This is a genomic window from Enterococcus termitis, from assembly GCF_001730305.1.
In the GTDB taxonomy this organism is placed as follows: Bacteria; Bacillota; Bacilli; order Lactobacillales; family Enterococcaceae; genus Enterococcus_L; species Enterococcus_L termitis.
Genome location: NZ_MIJY01000034.1, coordinates 14,998 through 34,212 on the forward strand (window position 1 = coordinate 14,998; position 19,215 = coordinate 34,212).

The following is a 19,215-nucleotide window of genomic DNA, read 5'->3' on the forward strand; positions in this document are numbered from 1 at the left end:
GACAGAACCTCATTGATGAAACACACTGTAAATTTTATTGTCTAAAGTGCAACCTACAGAGTTCTGCCCTTATTCTATTTCATCTATTCATTTTTCTTTACCCTTTGTTCCAGATTAATCCTGTGCGTTCAATAGCTGACTTTCGTCAAATTTCATATTCATTCGTACAAATGGCGCGTAGATAAACACATCTAAAACAACTAAAACCGCTGTCAAGATCACTGGACTTAAATGAAATGCCCCTAAAATCCAAGTACTGATAAAGATTGGTTCATTTCCAGAATTCAGTACAACTAAAGGAACGACCCAACCGATTTTGGTTACGATATAAGCCACGACTGCATTAAAAACAGGTACGAAGACAAACGGAATGAACATCAATGGATTCAGTACGATCGGGAACCCAAAGATAATTGGTTCATTGATTCCGAATAATCCTGGAATAAATGATAGTTTTGCCACTTCACGCCCACTATACGATTTCGGAGTGAAAATTAAGATTGCTAAAATCAAGCCAAATGTAGCCCCTGAACCACCGATCATTGCGTACACATTCGTCATCGTGTTTGGTGCAACAGAAATATCTGCAAAGCTTTTAGTTTCAGCAAATTTCGCCACATTCTCCAAGAAAATAGGTAACCATAACGCTGACACAACACCCCAAACGATATTGAATCCGTGTAAACCCAAAAACCATAGAATTTGCTGCAACAAGATTACTACGATGATTGCTGGTAATCCTGTACCGACTGATGTTAACGGTTGAACAAAGAGCTGACTGACAAGATCCATAAACGAGTTAAAATCAAATGCTTCGATCACAACTTTCATAACGGAACAGATCAATAAAACAATGGAAATTGGAATCAAAGCAAAAAATGAATCGAAAACATTTGGCGGTACATTCCCTGGTAATTTAATAGCGATTTTATGTTTCGCTAAAAGTGAATAAATATATACCGCAAACAGTCCTACGATCAATGCGGTAAACATTCCTTCATAGCTAAAAAAGTTATTGGCGTAGCCTTGAACGACTTCTGCAGAAGTATCTGCAAAGTTAACATTATTGGGCACCATCACAAAATATGCTGCAAAAGCGAGTAATGTTGCCAATAACGGATTGATATTAGATTCAGGATGCTTCTTCATTAATTCTTTTGCAAAGTTAAATGCTGTCGAAAAAACGATCAGTAACGCCACAATCCCTAATGTTCCTTGGTAGACATTCCCAAAAATAGCAGAAAAGGTTTGTCCAATCGATGTTTCGCCGAAAAATGCATCGATCTGCATTTTGATCAAATTGGAAAATGAACCGACAACTGTAAAGGGGATACTGCTGATAAATGCATTTTTTATCGCTTGTAGAACACTGTTATTATCAACTTTATTGGCGATTTTCAATAATGGCTCTTGGATTTTTTCAATATTTATATTCATTTTTAACGCGACCTTTCCCTGGTTATCTTTCTATTGAAATTGTTTTGATTTCTCCTGGTTTAAACGTACCTAAGGTGACTGTTTTCACTGCGCCATATGTTTCAAGTACTTGTTCATTTAAATCGATCAAACGAACCGTTTTACTTGCTGGTAATACGACAGTTTGTGCATCAATCGTTTCTGTCAATGATGGATTATACATACGAATATTGATCCACTTTTCATCTCGACTTAATTCTAATGCACTAAATACTAAGTTTGGATTACTCCAGTCGCTAAATGTTTGTAACGGATTTAAATGATCTACTTTATTGCTTTGGAAATACTGGATAGGATTCGTAAATCGATTTAATGTTTGAATTTGATAATACGGTACTGAAACTGAATATTTTTGATAGTCTTTTTGAATCTTTGCTGGGTCAAAGCTTGTTTCAATCATCAAGGATAATTCCATTTCCAATTCACCTAGTAGTTGACTGTCAGGTGTGGGAATATATCGATACTGATTTCCAGAAGCATCTCCTGGTCTTCTCAATAACTCCGGACGACCGAGAAAGCCTACGCCTCTAAACAACGTAATATGCATAGCCTGATCGATTATTTGATACTCTTTAATCCCTTTACTCATTACTGTCCAACTTGCCAGTTCATCATGAATATTTGCATAATGGATCATTGGATAGATTTCTGTTGGTTCTTCTTTCCAGCCAAGTGTTCGCCAGTCTTGGATATGAGGATCTTGATTTTTTCTTTCAACGATCCCAAATAACGTATCCGCATAGCTACTAACAGATTGAACAGGCGTCTTGATAACCACACGCATTCGATGATCTTTCGCTTGATTATTGATCGTTACTTTCATATTGATACGTTTCTCGTCCTTTTTCAACATCAAACGAATCGTGTAATTTATTTTTTGATCTAAACGTTGTTCTTTTCTTGACTCTAGATCATGGGGAACTTGCCAATCTCCTGTCAGTGTCAACGTAGATATCAGCTCTCCAGTTGAAATCACAGCTTTTGCTGCATCAAAGCCCAATTGAAGAATATAGTCGTCATACGCTGGTGAATAATCATACGTATCTCCTTCATCTCCAGATTCCTCTACATAAAGACAATTTTCATAGGTTGCTTCTTGAATTTTATCCGTGATACTAAGCTTTCCTTCAGAGAAAATGATTTTCAATGCCTCATTTTCAATAGAGGTACGTTGATTTTCCTTTTGTTCTTTTTGGATCATTTCGTCAGATTCTTGAACTGTAACGATGGCATAAGAAAGTGGTTCCAGTTCTTTTTCAATCATCATTTTATGGATATAGTAATATTTCGATTCATCATAGTCACTTTGAGATCGTCTAACTTCACCAGCATATACTTTTTCAGTCGACAGTATTTGTACGTTTAATTCGTTTTGATTTTGATCGAATAGTTGTATATATTCTTTTTTGGTACTCACTTCTACTGTGTACGACTCCGTCCTTGAATAGGGCATGGTGTTGAACAGCACAAGATCATTTTCTTGAATGCCTTCAATTGATTCAGATATTTTTCGAACAAGATAATCAACTGTCGAATAAGAAAGTTGATCTGCTTCTTTATATCGTGCTAAAATCATTTCGTTTGTTTTATCTGTGTTACAGCCGCCAATACTATCATGCGCATGATTTTTCAATAATAACTTCCAGATATAATCTAATAGCTCTCGTTTAAATGGAACACCAAGATCATCAGCCATTAGCATTAACGGTTCTAGTTGAAAAATCAAGCGATTCTCGATCGTGTCATTCATTTTCTTTAAATCGTATCTAGAAGAATAAATGGAGCGATGGATCTTCGACACGCTCCCACTCATAAATTCCCCTTGCACCGTTGGCAAATTTGGCTTTGCTTTTCTAAGTAGATTAAAGATATGAGGATAGTTGCTTTCTTCTATTTTGTATTCGTCTCCAAATTGTTCGTTCATTTCTGCTATGATTGTTTTTAGGCCTCGGTCAACAGCGCGTTGATCTCCACCAACTGGCAAGGTCACAACCTCTGCAGCACTATCTTGTTTCACGATATCAAGGATTTCTTTTTTCTGGTACAGTTCCCCTTCGACCAATGTAACGCCTGCATAATAACCATTACGAATATTAATCGTCAGTACCTTTGAGCCATCTTCTGCTGTCCAATAAAATTCACGACTTTTCGTAATTTCACTAGGCATTCCCCGCCAGAAAACAGCATCCTCAATGCCAAAACCATTATATATTTTGGGCATATCTTTCCCTTGACCAAATGAGTCCGGAAGGTACCCTAATGCAGTGTGACCACCCAAACGCTTAGACATATCAATACCGATTTGCAAGTTTTTTACTACTGATTCACCTGCTACGACAAATTCATCCATTTGGGTATACCAAGGTCCAATAAATAACTGATTGTTCTCAACTAATTCTTTGATTTTTGCTTCTTTTTCTGGGTATACCTTTAAATAGTCATCCAAAATACTTAACTGCCCATCCAAATAATAGTAATCCAACTCGTTATTTTCTAAAGCAAAAATCACTTCGTCCATGTGATAAGAAAATTGAATAAATGCTTCATTGTCACTAAAATACCATTCACGATCCCAATGAGTATGAGCAACAACATGTATGTTCTTCATTATATTTCTCCTTCCATCTTAACCTCCTATTTAATATACGCTTTAACGAAAAAAAAGAAAACGATTCCGATAATATTTTCAAATATTTTCTTATTTTTCGTTATATTATGAAAATAGTATCAATATGTTTCTCTCCAACAATAGCTACTTAATCAAGTAATTTCCCTTTGTAGACATTTGAAATATGAAACTGTTTTCAGCATGATTCGCTTTTTTCGTATTCAATCTCGATTATTTAAACAAAAAAAAAGACTAAAACATAACTCTTTGAGTTACATCTTGGTCTCTTAGAATTCAAATGAATAATCGATTTGCCTATTTCTAGCTGCTAAATACTTTGTGTATTAAGTTAATACCTCATATTCAGCAATCGTGCTGGAAATGATTCCTGGGCGTTTCTTTTCACCTGTAGCATTATCTGAGGATTTTTTTTGATGCATCTGTTTAAAAGATTGGCTCTTCACCCAGTTTTTTTGATGTTCTTTTGAAGTCCAACGGCTTAATACGACTAGTTCCGTTATTTCTGGATTGTCCGGTAATAAACGATGCATCAATTGAAAATTCAAAAAACCGTCCACAGTTTCCATGCTTTCTTTTGTATGCCCTGCTGTAAATTGTTGAATGATTCGCTGTGAATGCTCTGTTTCAGTTTGGATCGTGTTCGTTACAATAAACATTTATTTCCCTCCATCACTTATCTTTGTATGTTCAATAAAATAATCCTCAATGATTTGTCCTTGATCAAAATGTAGAATCCGTTGACAAGTTTGACTGATAAATTCTTTATCGTGTGAAATAACTAAAACTAAAATACCTTTTTGCTTTAACCAATGGATCGTTTTGCTGACCTCTTCCATATGCACCAAGTCTAGTCCGCTCGTCGGCTCATCAAAAATAATGATTCTTTTTCCAGACAACAAGGCACTCGCAATTGCTACACGCTGTTTCTCTCCACCAGATAGTGTCTGAGGATGTCGGAAAAGTAATGGTTTTAAATGAAGCATTTTAATCACTTGCTCGATTTGTTCTGGGTCACTAGCATTGAGACAAATTTCTTTTTCTACTGTTTCAAAAAACAACTGTAAGTTAACGTCTTGCATAACAACAAAGCTTTGTTTGATCAAGTTTTTCGTAGTCATGTTTTCTTGATTCAACAAGATCCTACCAGCACGAGGCTTAATTAGACCTGATAATAGTTTTGAAAACGTTGATTTGCCAGCTCCATTATGCCCAATAACGCCAGTCACATGAGCATTACTTAACGTCAACTCAGGTACCGTTACAGCAGGTGCTTTTTTTCGATAATGAAAAACCAGCTGATCACAAACCAAATTCAACTCTCCATGATTTTCCCAAACAGTCTCTTTTTTAACAAGACTTGTTTGATCAAGAGCACGTAACCCTAATTGTTTGACTGCCTCCGCTGATTTCTCATGCATTTCCTGACTGGAATACGATCCTATGAATCTGCCATCTTCCATCAACAAATAGCGATCGGCAAGATCCTTTAAATAATACAATCGATGCTCTGAAACAATAATCGTCATTCCCATATTTTTGAGAATGGCAAGATATTTTTTTAGTTTTTCGATCGTTTCTTCATCAAGATTGCTCGATGGTTCATCTAACAAAAACAGACGATGCTTTAACATGCTAGCTGAAGCAAATGCAATCAGCTGCTTTTGTCCTCCAGATAAATGAAACATACTCTGGTCTAAAAATGTTTCTAGTGAAAATAACTGAGTCATCTCTTTGATTCGCTCGATCATTTCAGATCTAGGAACACCATAGTTTTCCATAGCAAAAGCCAATTCAGAGTAAACATCACTCGTAAAAAATTGCGTTTTGGGATTTTGAAACACCGTACCAATTTCACGGACATACTGGTTAAACTCTTTCGTTAAAAAATCCTGATTCAAGACTGTCCCAGTTCCACTCAGCTTCCCAGTATATAGCTCTGGAATCAATCCATTTAACAGTCGCAGCAAGGTAGATTTTCCACAGCCGCTTTTCCCGCATAAGACAACAAACTCGCCTGACGGTATGTTTAAATCGATTCCTTTAATCATTTCTTGCTGATCCTCATAAGAGAATGCGATATCCTTTATATCAATCATCATAGCATCCTCCCGAAAATCCCGCCCACTATCAATAGAACGATCAAAATGTAATCTTGTACGTTCAAACGAATGTCATAAACACTCGTATGCAACGTTGGATTGGCCAAACCTCGAACTAAAGCAGCCGAGGATAGATCTATCGACGTATTTTCTGCCGTCATTAAAATCGGAACAATAATATATTCCATTGTTTGAAATGGATGAATGAATAAATCTAATGTAGTTACAGCGATCCCTCGATATTTCATTGCATTGCGAATACTTTTAAAATCATGAAACAAAGTGGGGAAAAAACGAACCAATACAGTCAAAGGGACAATCAGTCCAAAAGGAATATGACATTTCTTTAATGCTGCGATCCACTCGCTGATTTTTGTTTGATTCATTGCAAAAGTCGCCGCCATGATTGTTGGTAAAAGACGACGATTGCCAACAAGTAAGAAATCAAAAAATGCTGCAATACCGTTGTCTATGTACGGAAATAGCCAATGATCTCCTAAAATAAAAAGCCAAAACACCACATAGAAAATCGTCCCTTTTTTGATTGCACCATTCAAAATAAATAAAGCATATAACAAACTTACAAAAAGAATCTCTGCATTAAAAGGTAATGGAAACATCAATAAAAAACTGGCAAAAAAAATCGTACACAACTTACTTCTAGGATCAAACCTTACGTATGCTTTGTTCATAATTTTTTCCTTTAGCTTTATCAAAATGCTTCGCATACAGTTTCTGTCCAATAGTAATTCCTATAATACTGCATATAATCACTGCCGCTGTACAAAAATAAAATGTCCCTGTTGTGATCGGTGTAAATACTTTATCAATATACACAGCATCTTTGCCGCGAGCTATCAATGCATCTACATAAGCATTTTTCATGAACCATAAAGGCAACACAGGACCCATAAGACCAAAACTGAATACTGTATAGCTAATCATTGTCCGAATCTTTTCTGGAAGTCTTGTTTTATATTGAATCAAGTCAGCACCGATGGCACACAAAACGTTTGGTAAAAAAGACAAGGGAAAGTGACCAGAGATCAAGAAAAATAAGCCCATCACACTGCCCATGATCGTGATCGCACCGAATCTAGGGATCCGATGAATCACTAATAAGTAGATAATTCCTGCAAAAAGTGCAGTAGCGCTTGGAATAAGGACATTATTGAACGTTGGGATCGTAAACGTCAGGATCCCCAGCGTAATCGATACTACTAAAAAATAAATGGCTGTATAAATGCCAATTGAAATAAAATCTTGAATTTTTAACTTTTTCATTCTTCTAACCTTTCTTGCTTCATTGTAAATAAAAATAATAATTGCCCATAGGTTTGACTGACTATTTTTAATTGGTATCGTCCATGCTGGCTTAACGAATCACTTGAAAAAATGAGCTGATCCTCTGTTGCTTTTTTGATTAGTGATGATCCGTCTAATGTATCTTTTTTAGGAGTAAGAATATCGATCGTTGCCTCTTGTTGCATGATTTCCGTAATCAATTCAGGTGCGATCTTCAACGTAATCTGTTCACCTTTTACACTATCTGTTTCTACAATTTTTGGACGACTGTTCATTGGCTTTTTAAGAACTGTGGTAAAATGCACATCCTCAAATCCTTCAGCCAAAATTTCAATGCTCACTTCTTCTCCTTCTGTCCAGTGATCGAACAGCTGATACCTTGTTTGATCAGTCCCAGCCAAAAGACCGAACTCAAGATGATTTTCAGGTTTGTGGTATAAATAATCCGGCCACAATAAAGGAATTGTTTGTCCCGCTTTAGTCAAAGTCATACTATAAATATATTTTCCATAAGCTTCATGAAATTGATCATACGTTTCAATCCCATATTCCGGCAAGAACTGGATCATTCCGGCATAGCTGTAATGACCAAAATAATACAGCTCATTAGTCAATTCCAGTTGCGCCTGCACAAAGCGATCGTTTGAATCCTGATCAGTCAACGCTTCTCTGGGACCATATGTACCATTTAGTGATAGGCGTTTATATTTTGTTCCATCTACGTTCTCTGCTGCAAACAGCTGACTTTGTTCCACTTTATCAATGAATGCTGGATATTTTTCAGGTGTAATTTTTGCAATTAGATACTCTTTTGCCGAGACGTAAATAGGTATCTTTTTCATGCTATAGTGATCGTCTTCGCTCAATATATTTTGCTGATTTGTATGAGGAAATCGTTTGATGATGCGCTGGAAATTTTCTGATATGCGGTAATCATCTTGCTGTAGTTCCGGACACTCAGCTGCATAAAAATCAAAAAAGCTCATCGTTGCCTCTCCAATAAAATAACTAGGCAGCTTTTGCTCCTTAATATAGATCTCTTCAGCTATTTTTAATGAACAGTCAGCTGTCTTTAGATGATCATACTGAACCGAAAAAGTACCAAGCTTAATTTCTTTCATAGCATCACTCCTTTCCTTATTGGGTTAGTATAACATATACATATGATAATGAGAATCATTATCAGTAAAAAATAGCTAGCTATTTCCTTGTTCATTTGCTCCCTAAAAAAGGAACTAGACTGCAATAGTTTGACGCATGCTTCTAGTTCCATATTCTAGTACAACCTGAACTTGTAATCTGCGCGAATCTACACGATTGTTCTTTTTCTAAAATGAGCCAATCTTTTCTTCTGCCTGTTCGTACAATTGTTTTTGTTTAGGTTCATCCAGTTTTTCCCATTGCTCACCATAAATATGCTCTAATCTACCATAATCATCGTATGAAAGTATAAAGCGAGGTTCATCGTTCTCATCATTGACGATTGTATATAATTTTCCTTCCTCATCACGAGTCATCTGCCAAGTCCCTCCCTCAAATTCTGTTGCTAGAGGTATTTTAAGATGCTTTTCCAACAGTTCTTTGACGGGATCGGTCGTATATTCTGGATTTTCCTGTAAATGTTCGGCTCTTTCTTCAGACAATAAATAATACACAACAAAAAATTTCTGTGACATCAATGGTCTTACTTGAATATCTGCCCATAGATCAGCAAATTTCTCCTCTGGTAAAAGTGTCCAGCCCTGTCCAAATACGTTCGAAATTTTGTCTTGTTCGTCTTCTTGAAAAATTAAAAAGGGTTCTTCCTCTTCATGCATCGTCACAGCTGTAACTAATCCGTATTCTTTAACATTATCTGGAGATACATAAAAATCATACCGAGATTTGATCGTTTGTTCAGGCAACTCGGAAATAGTCACATTCTGTGCCATTTCTTTTGCTGATCCAGTTAGCTTTTCTTCAATGAACGTTTCTTTTTCTTCATCTTCAGGATCAACATAAAAGTAGTAAAGAAATTGATCATACGCATGTTTACTTTCTTTTAAACTTTTGTGCGTCTCTATAAAACGCTTGTTAAAGGTGGCACTCTCACCACTAAATAAGGTTTGTACCTCAGAAATTGTCGTGTATGAGGGTTTTTTTGAACTTTTTGAAGCAAGTGAGCTAAATTTCAGCAGAAACATCATGATCACAAAGAATACCCAAATATAATAGCCTGTTCCTTTTTGTTTTTTCTGCTGAATAGCGACTGGTTCGCTTGGAAACAATACAGCCAGTTCATCAGCTTTGAATAGTGAAGGAGTCTGTTTGCTTAACTCTTCCCAATATTCTTTGGTACTCGAGTAACGTTTTAACTGAAAATAGACATAGCCCATGAGTAAATGATCTGTACTTGATGGAATCACAGTTTCACTTCTATCAAAAGTCAAGATGTGATTCACCGGCTGTTCCTTTCTGACCCAATCTACATAAGCTTTAAAAAAAGTACTTGTCGAATTTGTTTTCAGTTTTTCGGCTCTTTCAAATAAATAATAAAAATCGTTTATTGTTTGTTCTTTTTCCAGTCTAAAGTCATTCATCAACAGATAAGCAATTTCCAAATTTATCACATCAAAATCATTGCGTACTGTTTTTTTGCACTCGTATAATCGTTCTTGCCATACCGACGGATCAGGAATACCTGTAGAAAATATTCGAAACAGTTCATAACGTTGTGTGAAATAATCGATCCGCTGTTCCTTTTCTATCTCTTCATAATTATCAAACGAAAATGCTGGAACTTGCTTGATTTCTCTCCATGTGTAACAGAAATAGTTTCCAGATCTATAATCCATTGCTAACGCATCAAAATCAAAAAAATGCCCTAAATATTCTATGACTTTCTTTGATAATACACGATAATTTGTTAATAAAAATTGCTGCATGATATAAGCTATTTGATTATACTCTTCTATCGTCCATTCTAACTCCTTTGAAAAGAGCACAGTCCATTTTTGCGGATCTGAAAAAAAATCACATGTTTCATAAATCACTGTCAATTTCTGCGTAAAATCGCCTACCAGATCAGACTCTTGTCTAAAGTTTTCTGGTAGTGCTTCACTATCAGTAAGGTCTATCTCGGATCGTTCATCAGCCACTATTTTTATTGATTCGGTCTGTTCAACAAGAGACTCTTCCATCAGCTCTGTTGATTTTGATTGGCTGCTATCGATAATTGTACCTGATAAAAAAAGGGCAGAGTCAAATGCCTCTTTCAATTGTTGAAAGTCCCCTGCTTGCTCCTCTACATTAAGCTCCTTTAATTTGACAGCATATGCTTTCTTGATTTTTTTCTTGTCTGAGGTCGGTTCCAGCCCCAGAAGTTCCCAACAATTCATAACCCAACTCACTTTCTCACTCGCTAACTAGTCTTCTTATTTTATTATGACAAAACTCAACGATAAAGACAATATGAAAAAAATGGAACAGAAGCGATCGCTTCTTCTTTCCGAAGGGATTGCCTCTGTTTCCAGCATTTATTGAGATTCCAAATGACAGGAGTTATGTCTCAATCACTAAATTTTGATGTATAGTAGCTAGCTGTCAAATAAGATCCGTTCGATCGGCTAAACAGTCTCATGATTTTCTAAAGAAATAAGCTGGGTAGCAATTTTTTTCAAAAACGCCTGATCGTGTTCCACTATAAGCATTGTTGGTTTAACAGACAAAATCAACTGCTCCAGCTGTTCTTGATTAAACACATCTAGATAATTCAGCGGCTCATCCCAAATGTATAATTCTGCTGGTACCGCTAAAGACTTGGCTAATTCAACTTTTTTACGCTGTCCCATACTCATTTGCTCGATTCGATTCTGAAAGACTTCTCTTTCCATGCCCAACTTATGCAGATTATTGAGAAATTCCTGATGGTTCAGTCCTTGCGCTTCTGAAAATTCCGTCAAGGTTCCTTGATTATCTTCATAATTTTGACGGACATAACTGATCGTCACATTTTCTGGTCGAATGATCGTTCCGGTGCTTTTTCCGTCGAATTGTCCTAATAATAGACGAATGATCGATGATTTACCAGAACCATTTGGGCCGATCAGAGCAATACGCTCCCCTTGGTTTAATGTAAAGGAAATCGGTTGAAACAATTCTTTGTCCTGATAACCCAATGTTAGTTTTTCAACTGTTAAAACTCTTTTGTGATGACTCGGCTGATAATTCATCGTCAATGGATCGACATATTCGATATCTTTCAGCAAACTTTCTTTTTCAGCGAGCTGAATGTCCATCCGATTTTCTATCGTTTTTGATCGCTTCATCGTTTTAGCTGCTTTAGCACCGATAAAGCCTGTGTCATAAATTGCACCGCTGCCTTTTTCAGTTGATTTTCCATATTTATCTTGTTCTCTTGAACGAGACCATTCGGCTTTTTCAGCCGCTGTTTTCCGCAAACGTGTCACTTCTTTTTTGATTTTTTCATTTTGAGCAAACTCAAATTCGTCTTTGATTTTTTTCTGTTCTTCATACACTGAGAAATTGCCTTGATAAAGTTCTAACTGACTTTTTTCGATTGACAATACATGATCTACCACTTCATCAACAAATGAACGATCATGACTAACGACGATAAAGCCTTGGCGTTTCTTTTTCAGATATTCAGCAACTTGTTTACGACCTTCGATATCTAAATGATTCGTCGGCTCATCGATCAAAGGAAAGTACTGGTCATCAATAAATAATAAGGCCAGTAATACCTTCGTTTGTTCTCCGCCAGATAAGGTTTCAAATTCACGCCATAGAATATCAGGATCAACGTTTAAAAGATTTAGCTCGCGCTCAACTTCCCATTGTTCAAAATCACTGATCTCCTGCAAAACATAATAGGTTAGCTGTTTTTTATCTTTGATCGGCTGAGGAAAATACAAAAAGTCCAGTTGATGCTCAATTTTCCCACTGTAGCTTAATTTTCCTTGTAAGATATTCAACAGTGTCGTTTTCCCACGACCATTTCTTCCGATCAAGCCTAGTTTCCAGCTTGTATCAAAATTTAGGTTGGCTTGTTCAAATAGTAATGTTCCTTGGGAATCATACCCAAAGGTTAAGTTTTTTATTTCGATTTTAGACATTCTATCACCTCGTTAAAAAAGCTGAAGGAACTTTGGGGTTCCTTCGACACTTTTCAGAACTGGCTTTTTCAGTTAGTCGTACACAAAAAGACCCATACACTGAAAAATTAATGCCAATTCTGAAAATCTGCACACTGATCCCTTGATTACTCTCAAGTTACAGTCTGAATGCAGCTTCAACAAATTGACTTAATTTTTCAATGCACGGATCCCTCACTTCGATTTTTATTGTTTACAATATAGCATGTTGATTTAGCATTTGTCAAGAACTGCTCCTTTTTATCTCCAAAATTAGCGTGTGTTTGACACTTTTTTTCCATGTTTGCTGATCCCTTTTAGGCTCTTTTGAAAAAAATCTATCAATTATTCCCAAAAGGCATTTTAAGGGGCTGTTTTGTTTTATACTAATACGTGTAAATGATGATTGATGGAGGGATTATTTTGAAAATTGAACATATTGGATTATGGGTAAAAGATTTAGAAGCAATGCGTGCGTTCTATCAAACGTATTTCAATGTACAAGCATCTGAGCTGTACCATAATACGAAGACAAGTTTTCGTTCTTATTTTTTAACCTTTGAAAACGGCGCTAGACTGGAAATTATGCAGCGGGATGACGTGACTTATCGCCATAAAGGAAATGAGCCGCTAGGTTTTGCTCATTTAGCCATCTCTTTGGGCAGCAAACAAAGTGTAGATAATCTAACGGATGTTTTAGTGATGGAAGGCTATGAATTATTAAGTCCTTGCCGAACAACTGGTGATGGGTATTATGAATCTGTCATTGCTGATCCAGAAGGAAATCGTCTAGAATTGACGGTTTAAATAAAATGTACAAGGAATCAGGAGGAACACATATGACTATCAAAGCTATTGTATTAGACATCGACGGAACCTTATTGAATGATGATAAAAAAGTCTCAAAACAAACAAAAGAAGCATTGATCACCGCTCAAAAACAAGGTATCAAGGTTGTACTGGCATCTGGCAGACCTACTCCCGGAATGTTGAAATATGTAGATGAATTGCAGCTGGATCGATATAACGGTATGATCGTCTCATATAATGGCGCTCATGTAGTTGATGTCAGTGAGCAAAAGGAACTTTTCAGTCAACCGCTGGCTATCGAGACAAGTAAAGCTATTTTAGAGCATTTAAAGAATTTTGATGTAAAGCCAATGATCGCCAAAGATGAATATATGTACGTAAATAATGTCTATGATGGAATGCTTGATTTAGAGGGGGCAAGCGAACCGTTCAATATCATTGAATATGAATCTCGCGGCGGCAATTTCCAATTATGTGAAAAAGAAGACTTAGCCAACTTTGTTGATTTTCCTTTGCATAAAATATTAGTTGCTGCTCAGCCGGAATATCTGAAGAACAATGCTGAAAAAATTCTAGCTCCTTTTAAACACATCGTCAGCGGTGTTTTTTCTGCCCCGATGTATTTTGAATTTACGGATCAAGGAATCGATAAGGCGCATGCGCTTGAACAAACACTAAAACCACTAGGTATCCATCCAGAGCATATCGTCTCATTTGGCGACGGACATAATGACTTGTCCCTAATCAATTATGCCGGCATTGGTGTTGCAATGGGAAATGCTGTTGATGAGCTGAAAGCAGCAGCCACGAAAATCACCCATTCAAATAATGAAGACGGCATCGCTAAAGCATTAGCCGAAATTCTTTAAGCAATAATGACGTTGGAACTTAAATAAAAATCAGTTTCATTTTGGATTTCAACTCTGAATAATCGACGAGAAAAAGCAACTCCTTTGGAGCTAAATGCTTTTTTCTTTACCTCTTTTATACGTAATAGACATTTATCAGTTATACTATAACTAGATGGACAAACGTAACTGAAAGGTGTCTGATACAATGAATGTACTTTTTAAATTAAAAAATTTAGAACCATTGACCGCCAGTGAGCAAACATTGGTTGACTATATTCTTAGCTCTCCAGATAAGGTGATCCATTTATCTCCGCAGGATTTAGCCGAGCATTCTTATGTTTCCATTTCAACGATCTATCGGCTCATAAATAAGCTTGATCTTGACGGTTTAAATGATCTTAAACTAGCTTTAGTCAATGCTTTAAATGAGCATCGAGCAACACCGATCATCGATATCGACTATCCAATATCTGCTGAAGATAATCTTTATGCGATGACAAAGAAACTAAAAACAGTTTATGAGCAAACTGTACAGTCAACGATCGATACGAATGACTTTGATCGTATGAGTCATAATAGTAAACTGCTAGCTGAAGCGAAATATATCGATATATACGCTTCTTCTGCCAATATTTATTTTGCTCAAAATTTCCAGTTTCAAATGCAAGAGATCGGTAAGCGTATCAATGTTCCTATGGACGATTATATGCAAAATTTGAGTGCCGCCAATAGCACACCTGAACATTTGGCGATCATCGTTTCGTATGAAGGACGCGGAACAAGTGTGAAAAAAATCATGGAGATCCTTAGGAAAAATCAAACAAAGATTTTATTGATCACCTCCAAAAATAGTCCTCTACGTCAAATGCAAGTGGATGGTCTGCTCTTCTTTTCTTCTCTTGAAAATCACTATAATAAGATTTCATCTTTTTCGACCAGACTTTCATTAATGTATCTTTTTGATCGCTTATATTTGAGTGTTTTTCATTTAGACTATGAAAGAAACTTAGCATATAAATTAGAAAATTATCAAAAAATGAACCCAGATTTGATTTAGATAACAAAGACCTCGACAAAAGCATTTAGCTCTGAGAAGTAAAAGGCAGCTAAATGCTTTTGTCATGTCGTTTATTCAGTTTTTGAGGATACGTCAAATTTGCTCTTTCCTTTTGCTCTGTACCCTTTCGCTATTATTTCTGATCGATCACCCCAAGATCCATCTTCATTTTTAGCACTCTATAAACAGATTGATCCACAGCTTCTTCTGTGTAGGTTCCTTGCTTGATCGCTTGTACTACAAAAGGAATCTGTTCTTGAAAAGAAGAAGATAAGATCATGTCATTTCCAGCTTGTAAAGCTGCCAATCCCGCCTCTTCTTGTGAAATGAAATTAGCTAATCCGGCCATATCCATATCATCAGTCATGATCACACCTTGAAAGCCTAATTCATTTCGCAATAGATCGTGCACTGGTTTTGAGATAGATGCTGGCATTGCCTCGTCAATACTTGTCACGATTGTATGAGAAACTAGAACACTGTCTGCGCCTGCCGCGATTCCCGCCTGAAAAGGGAGAAAATCATTGCTTCTAAGCTCTTCTATACTTCTAGAATCATAGACGATCTCAACATGGGAATCTCGATTGTTGCCGTATCCTGGGAAATGTTTTAACGTAGATGCTATTTTTTGCTGTTTTAATTCTGTTACAGTTTCCTTTATATACTCGCTCGTTTTTTGTGCATCCAGTCCTAAGGTACGCTCATAAATGAACGCTTCTGGATCAGTTGCTACATCTGCATCCGGAAATAATCCGCCTTGAATACCGTATTCATGAAAAATAGCAGCTTTTTGCTGAACATCTTTGCGTATGCCAGCTAACCCTGACTCTCTGTAGATTTCTTGAGGAGATTGAAAAGGCTTGGGCACTAAATTTGCTCCTAAACTCAAACGAGAAACTGTGCCTCCTTCTTCATCTGATGCTATAAACAAAGGGACTTTACTTGCTGCTTGATAAGCAGCTATTTTTTCTTTTAGTGTCTCTGGTGTTTCCATTTCAACATCTCTGCCAAATAATAAATAGCCGCCTAAATGATTTGTTTGAATGCTTTCAATTTGACCTTCCACTGGTACACGAGCTAAAAACAACTGTCCAACTTTTTCTTCTAAGCTCATCGACTCGATCATCGAGTGAAGGAGTTCTTTTTGCGTCTTAGCTGCTGGTTCTTTTGGAGTTGAATGAGTCGTTCGGTCCGAGTTACTTGTTTGACTATTTTTTTCATTTTCTACTTTGTCTGTCTGTTGATTCACCAGTAAAATCACTCCTAAGCTGATGCCAAAAATAATCAGTAAAATCAAACTTGCACTGATTAGTGTTTTTTTATGATTGATGGTGCTCTCCCCCCTAAATTAGCAATAGTTTCCTTATCTATTTTAACAGCTTATACGGCAAATGTGCTAGTCACAAACATTGAACTGTTCCAAAGAGTGAGTGCAAAAAAAACAGGAGGATTTAATCAATTATTTTTGACAAAAAAAAGGTCGTGTGAGATGCTCTACTCGTACAAAACAAAAAAAGAGAGAAGGTTGAGTTTTTATGGCTACAATGGTTTTTGTAAATTTTCCAGTGAGTGACGTGCAGCAATCAACGGAGTTTTATGAAAAATTAGGCTTTAAGAAGAACGAAGACTTTTCTACAGAAGAAGCAAGTTCCATGGTTTGGGACGATAATTTTTGGATCATGTTGTTGAATCATGAGTTTTATAGTAAGTTTATCAAGGACAAAAAAATCGCTGATGCTCATACGACAAGTGGCGTTTTGGTTTCATTTAGTTTAGAAAGTGCCGATGCAGTGAAACAGTTTGGTGAAACTGCTAAAGCAAATGGCGGTGATTTCTATAAGGTAGATATGGGCATGCCGGAAGATCAGATGTTTGGGCTTGAAGTTCAAGATCTAGATGGAAATACCTTGGAACCAACTTGGATGCAAATGTAAATAAACAGTCTTTCCTATCTAATCATGTTCAAAAATTTAAAACTTTCATGTGATTAAGGTCGTAGCCTAGTGGCGTTGCCCCTTTTACCACCATTTAATCAGATTTTAGAACATATGTACAAAGACTTTAATATCAAAAAATAAGCTGAAATTGCTTTCAAACAGAGCAATTTCAGCTTATTTACGACTCTTCCACCGTTTGTCTAGATTCCATGTGAGCAGGTATCACTCGGAGAGTTATTATTTCAACCCCATCACTTTATTTACTTTTCGGTCGAAAGAGTGTTTTCACTTCTCTTTCCCTAAAATCAACACGTAAAATCGTTTTTTCTCCTCTATTTCTATCCTTAATGATGTCTTGTCTTTCAATAATCGCAGTTTTTGCTACACTTTTTAGTTTTAGAATTGTTGTCTTATTCCCTCGATAGCCAACTTTTAAAGCCTGCATGACCTCCGCCAAATCCTCATCTGAAAAATCATTTTCGATGATCTCTTTATAAAGCAGCTCTAGTTTATACACTTCATTTAAATCTACAGTGAAAAGGGCAGTTTTTAGACTATCCATAATAACTGCTCCTATATCATTCGAAAGATCGTCCAGCATTTGTTCATAGCTTAGCCCATCCAATAAATAGCGTTCAAGATACTCCGCGTTCGTATGGTTACAAAAGATCTTTTCTTTTGTGATTTTATATAATTCTTGTTTATATTCTGGTATCATCGGCCATTTGTCTTCTAACAGTTCCTCTTCCAATGAAAAATCTGATATCTCAGTACTTAACTTGCTTAGAAGATTTTCACAATAAGCTTTTGAAACGTCATTTGCTTCAACAAGGATTTCTGTAAACGAAATGAAGCTAAATTTATCCTCTGAAAAATAGTGTTCTATGAAATACGCACTAATCGCTTGGTTATTTAGACTTCTCATAAGCAAGTGCTTATGCTCTTCCTTGATGGCTTTAAACTGAGCGAGCTTCACAGGTAAGAATTCATGGATAAAATAGTGTTTCATCGCTCTAGTTGCCTCGTACTCAGTTTTATAGAAAAGATAGATTTTCTGACGGTTTTTCAACCAGTGATCAAATTCTTTTTGGCAAAAGCTTTCATCTCTTTCCAATTTTTTTGGGAGTATCTTGTGAGAATAAAAATGCCGCTTCGCTTTATTGGAAATAAATTGTCGATAAAAAAAGGATACTGCGATACTAAACACACCGATTGAAACAGCGATAAAAATATATGTATTTCTCTTTTTTTCACGCAACCGTTGTTCTTCTTGCCTTGCTAGTGCACTATCTTCATAAATCTTTGCCCAGCCTTTTTCATTAACTGCTTGTTCAACATTGGTATAGATATAGTTAGAAATATCGATGACAGCCTCATCGTATTTTTCTTCTTGAATCAAGCGCCAAATACGCTTTTTCATCTCAATATCTTCATTTAATGGTGCAACAAAAGATTGTATTTCTTCACTATGAGCAATGGTCAAATCCCCTTTTGCTAAAGTAAAAATAACAAGAATGTTGTTAGGATTCGTACGATTTTGGAAATCAAAATTTCGAAATTCATTATCAATGTGGTAATCTAAACGATTCCCTGCTGGTTCCACATCCGTTGTCAAAGCAATTCCCAACTCTGGTGAACCTTCTAGAGCTGAGAACTTCTCTGAATTTAATTTTGAAACATACTCAAAGGTGCTCTCTTCCAGTGATTCGAGATCATCCTCGACATACCTCTGTGCATTTACATACTCTGTTGATACTAAAACCAATAAGAAAGACAACGCCAATACTATTATCCAATAACTACTTTTTTTCATTTAATCAATATTCCTTTTTTTGCTTATTGTACCATAGATTTCAACTCATAAATATAGGAATAAAAAAACACGAACTTCAGACTAAAGCTCGTGTGTATACTTTCTT

Annotated in this window: 15 protein-coding genes; 4 read left to right on the forward strand and 11 right to left on the reverse strand. The window is 36.3% G+C overall.

The annotated features are described in order from the left end of the window. Positions 1-114: 114 nt before the first annotated feature. The 9 genes from BCR25_RS12520 to BCR25_RS12560 all read right to left on the reverse strand — a co-directional run bounded on the left by BCR25_RS12520 (position 115) and on the right by BCR25_RS12560 (position 12,623). Positions 115-1,437, reverse strand: coding sequence for a PTS sugar transporter subunit IIC (locus BCR25_RS12520; protein ID WP_069663931.1), 1,323 nt, complete (start codon positions 1,435-1,437; stop codon positions 115-117). A 22-nt stretch (positions 1,438-1,459) separates the two neighbouring features. Next, entirely contained in the window at positions 1,460-4,084 is a 2,625-nt protein-coding gene (locus tag BCR25_RS12525) for a glycoside hydrolase family 38 N-terminal domain-containing protein (protein ID WP_069663932.1), read from the reverse strand. Positions 4,085-4,428: 344 nt separating this feature from the next. Continuing rightward, the gene (locus BCR25_RS12530; protein WP_069663933.1) at positions 4,429-4,761 is read right to left on the reverse strand and encodes an antibiotic biosynthesis monooxygenase; all 333 of its coding nucleotides are present in this window, start codon (positions 4,759-4,761) and stop codon (positions 4,429-4,431) included. Next, the gene (locus tag BCR25_RS12535) at positions 4,762-6,201 is read right to left on the reverse strand and encodes an ABC transporter ATP-binding protein (RefSeq protein ID WP_069663934.1); all 1,440 of its coding nucleotides are present in this window, start codon (positions 6,199-6,201) and stop codon (positions 4,762-4,764) included. Beyond that, complete coding sequence (locus BCR25_RS12540) at positions 6,201-6,896, reverse strand: energy-coupling factor transporter transmembrane component T (RefSeq protein WP_069663935.1); 696 nt, start codon at positions 6,894-6,896, stop codon at positions 6,201-6,203. Before BCR25_RS12540 ends, BCR25_RS12535 begins: the two co-directional genes overlap by 1 nt. Next, on the reverse strand, positions 6,871-7,488 hold the full coding sequence (locus tag BCR25_RS12545; protein ID WP_069663936.1) for an MptD family putative ECF transporter S component: 618 nt from the start codon (positions 7,486-7,488) through the stop codon (positions 6,871-6,873). Before BCR25_RS12545 ends, BCR25_RS12540 begins: the two co-directional genes overlap by 26 nt. After that, positions 7,485-8,630 carry a hypothetical protein gene (locus BCR25_RS12550; protein WP_069663937.1) on the reverse strand — a complete coding sequence of 382 codons (1,146 nt, stop codon included), beginning with the start codon at positions 8,628-8,630 and terminating at the stop codon, positions 7,485-7,487. Before BCR25_RS12550 ends, BCR25_RS12545 begins: the two co-directional genes overlap by 4 nt. A 207-nt stretch (positions 8,631-8,837) precedes the next feature. After that, positions 8,838-10,886, reverse strand: a complete 2,049-nt coding sequence (locus BCR25_RS12555) for a J domain-containing protein (RefSeq protein ID WP_069663938.1) — start codon at positions 10,884-10,886, stop codon at positions 8,838-8,840. Positions 10,887-11,114: 228 nt separating this feature from the next. Next, entirely contained in the window at positions 11,115-12,623 is a 1,509-nt protein-coding gene (locus tag BCR25_RS12560) for an Lsa family ABC-F type ribosomal protection protein (RefSeq protein ID WP_069663939.1), read from the reverse strand. 441 nt (positions 12,624-13,064) lie between these two features. Between BCR25_RS12560 and BCR25_RS12565 the strand changes: the two genes are divergently transcribed. From BCR25_RS12565 to BCR25_RS12575, 3 genes are all read left to right on the forward strand, one after another. Further along, a complete protein-coding gene (locus BCR25_RS12565; protein WP_083242692.1) occupies positions 13,065-13,448 on the forward strand; it encodes a VOC family protein in 384 nt (127 codons plus the stop codon). A gap of 32 nt (positions 13,449-13,480) precedes the next feature. Then, entirely contained in the window at positions 13,481-14,320 is an 840-nt protein-coding gene (locus BCR25_RS12570) for a Cof-type HAD-IIB family hydrolase (protein WP_069663940.1), read from the forward strand. 187 nt (positions 14,321-14,507) lie between these two features. Further along, the gene (locus tag BCR25_RS12575) at positions 14,508-15,359 is read left to right on the forward strand and encodes a MurR/RpiR family transcriptional regulator (RefSeq protein ID WP_069663941.1); all 852 of its coding nucleotides are present in this window, start codon (positions 14,508-14,510) and stop codon (positions 15,357-15,359) included. Positions 15,360-15,492: 133 nt separating this feature from the next. Here the strand turns inward: BCR25_RS12575 and BCR25_RS12580 are convergent, their stop codons facing one another. After that, a complete protein-coding gene (locus BCR25_RS12580; protein ID WP_379975126.1) occupies positions 15,493-16,668 on the reverse strand; it encodes a glycoside hydrolase family 3 protein in 1,176 nt (391 codons plus the stop codon). Positions 16,669-16,894: 226 nt separating this feature from the next. On the opposite strand from BCR25_RS12580, the gene BCR25_RS12585 reads away from it, so the two are divergent. Then, on the forward strand, positions 16,895-17,293 hold the full coding sequence (locus BCR25_RS12585; protein WP_069663943.1) for a VOC family protein: 399 nt from the start codon (positions 16,895-16,897) through the stop codon (positions 17,291-17,293). 259 nt (positions 17,294-17,552) lie between these two features. Here the strand turns inward: BCR25_RS12585 and BCR25_RS12590 are convergent, their stop codons facing one another. Continuing rightward, a complete protein-coding gene (locus BCR25_RS12590) occupies positions 17,553-19,109 on the reverse strand; it encodes a hypothetical protein (RefSeq protein ID WP_069663944.1) in 1,557 nt (518 codons plus the stop codon). Positions 19,110-19,215 lie beyond the last annotated feature (106 nt).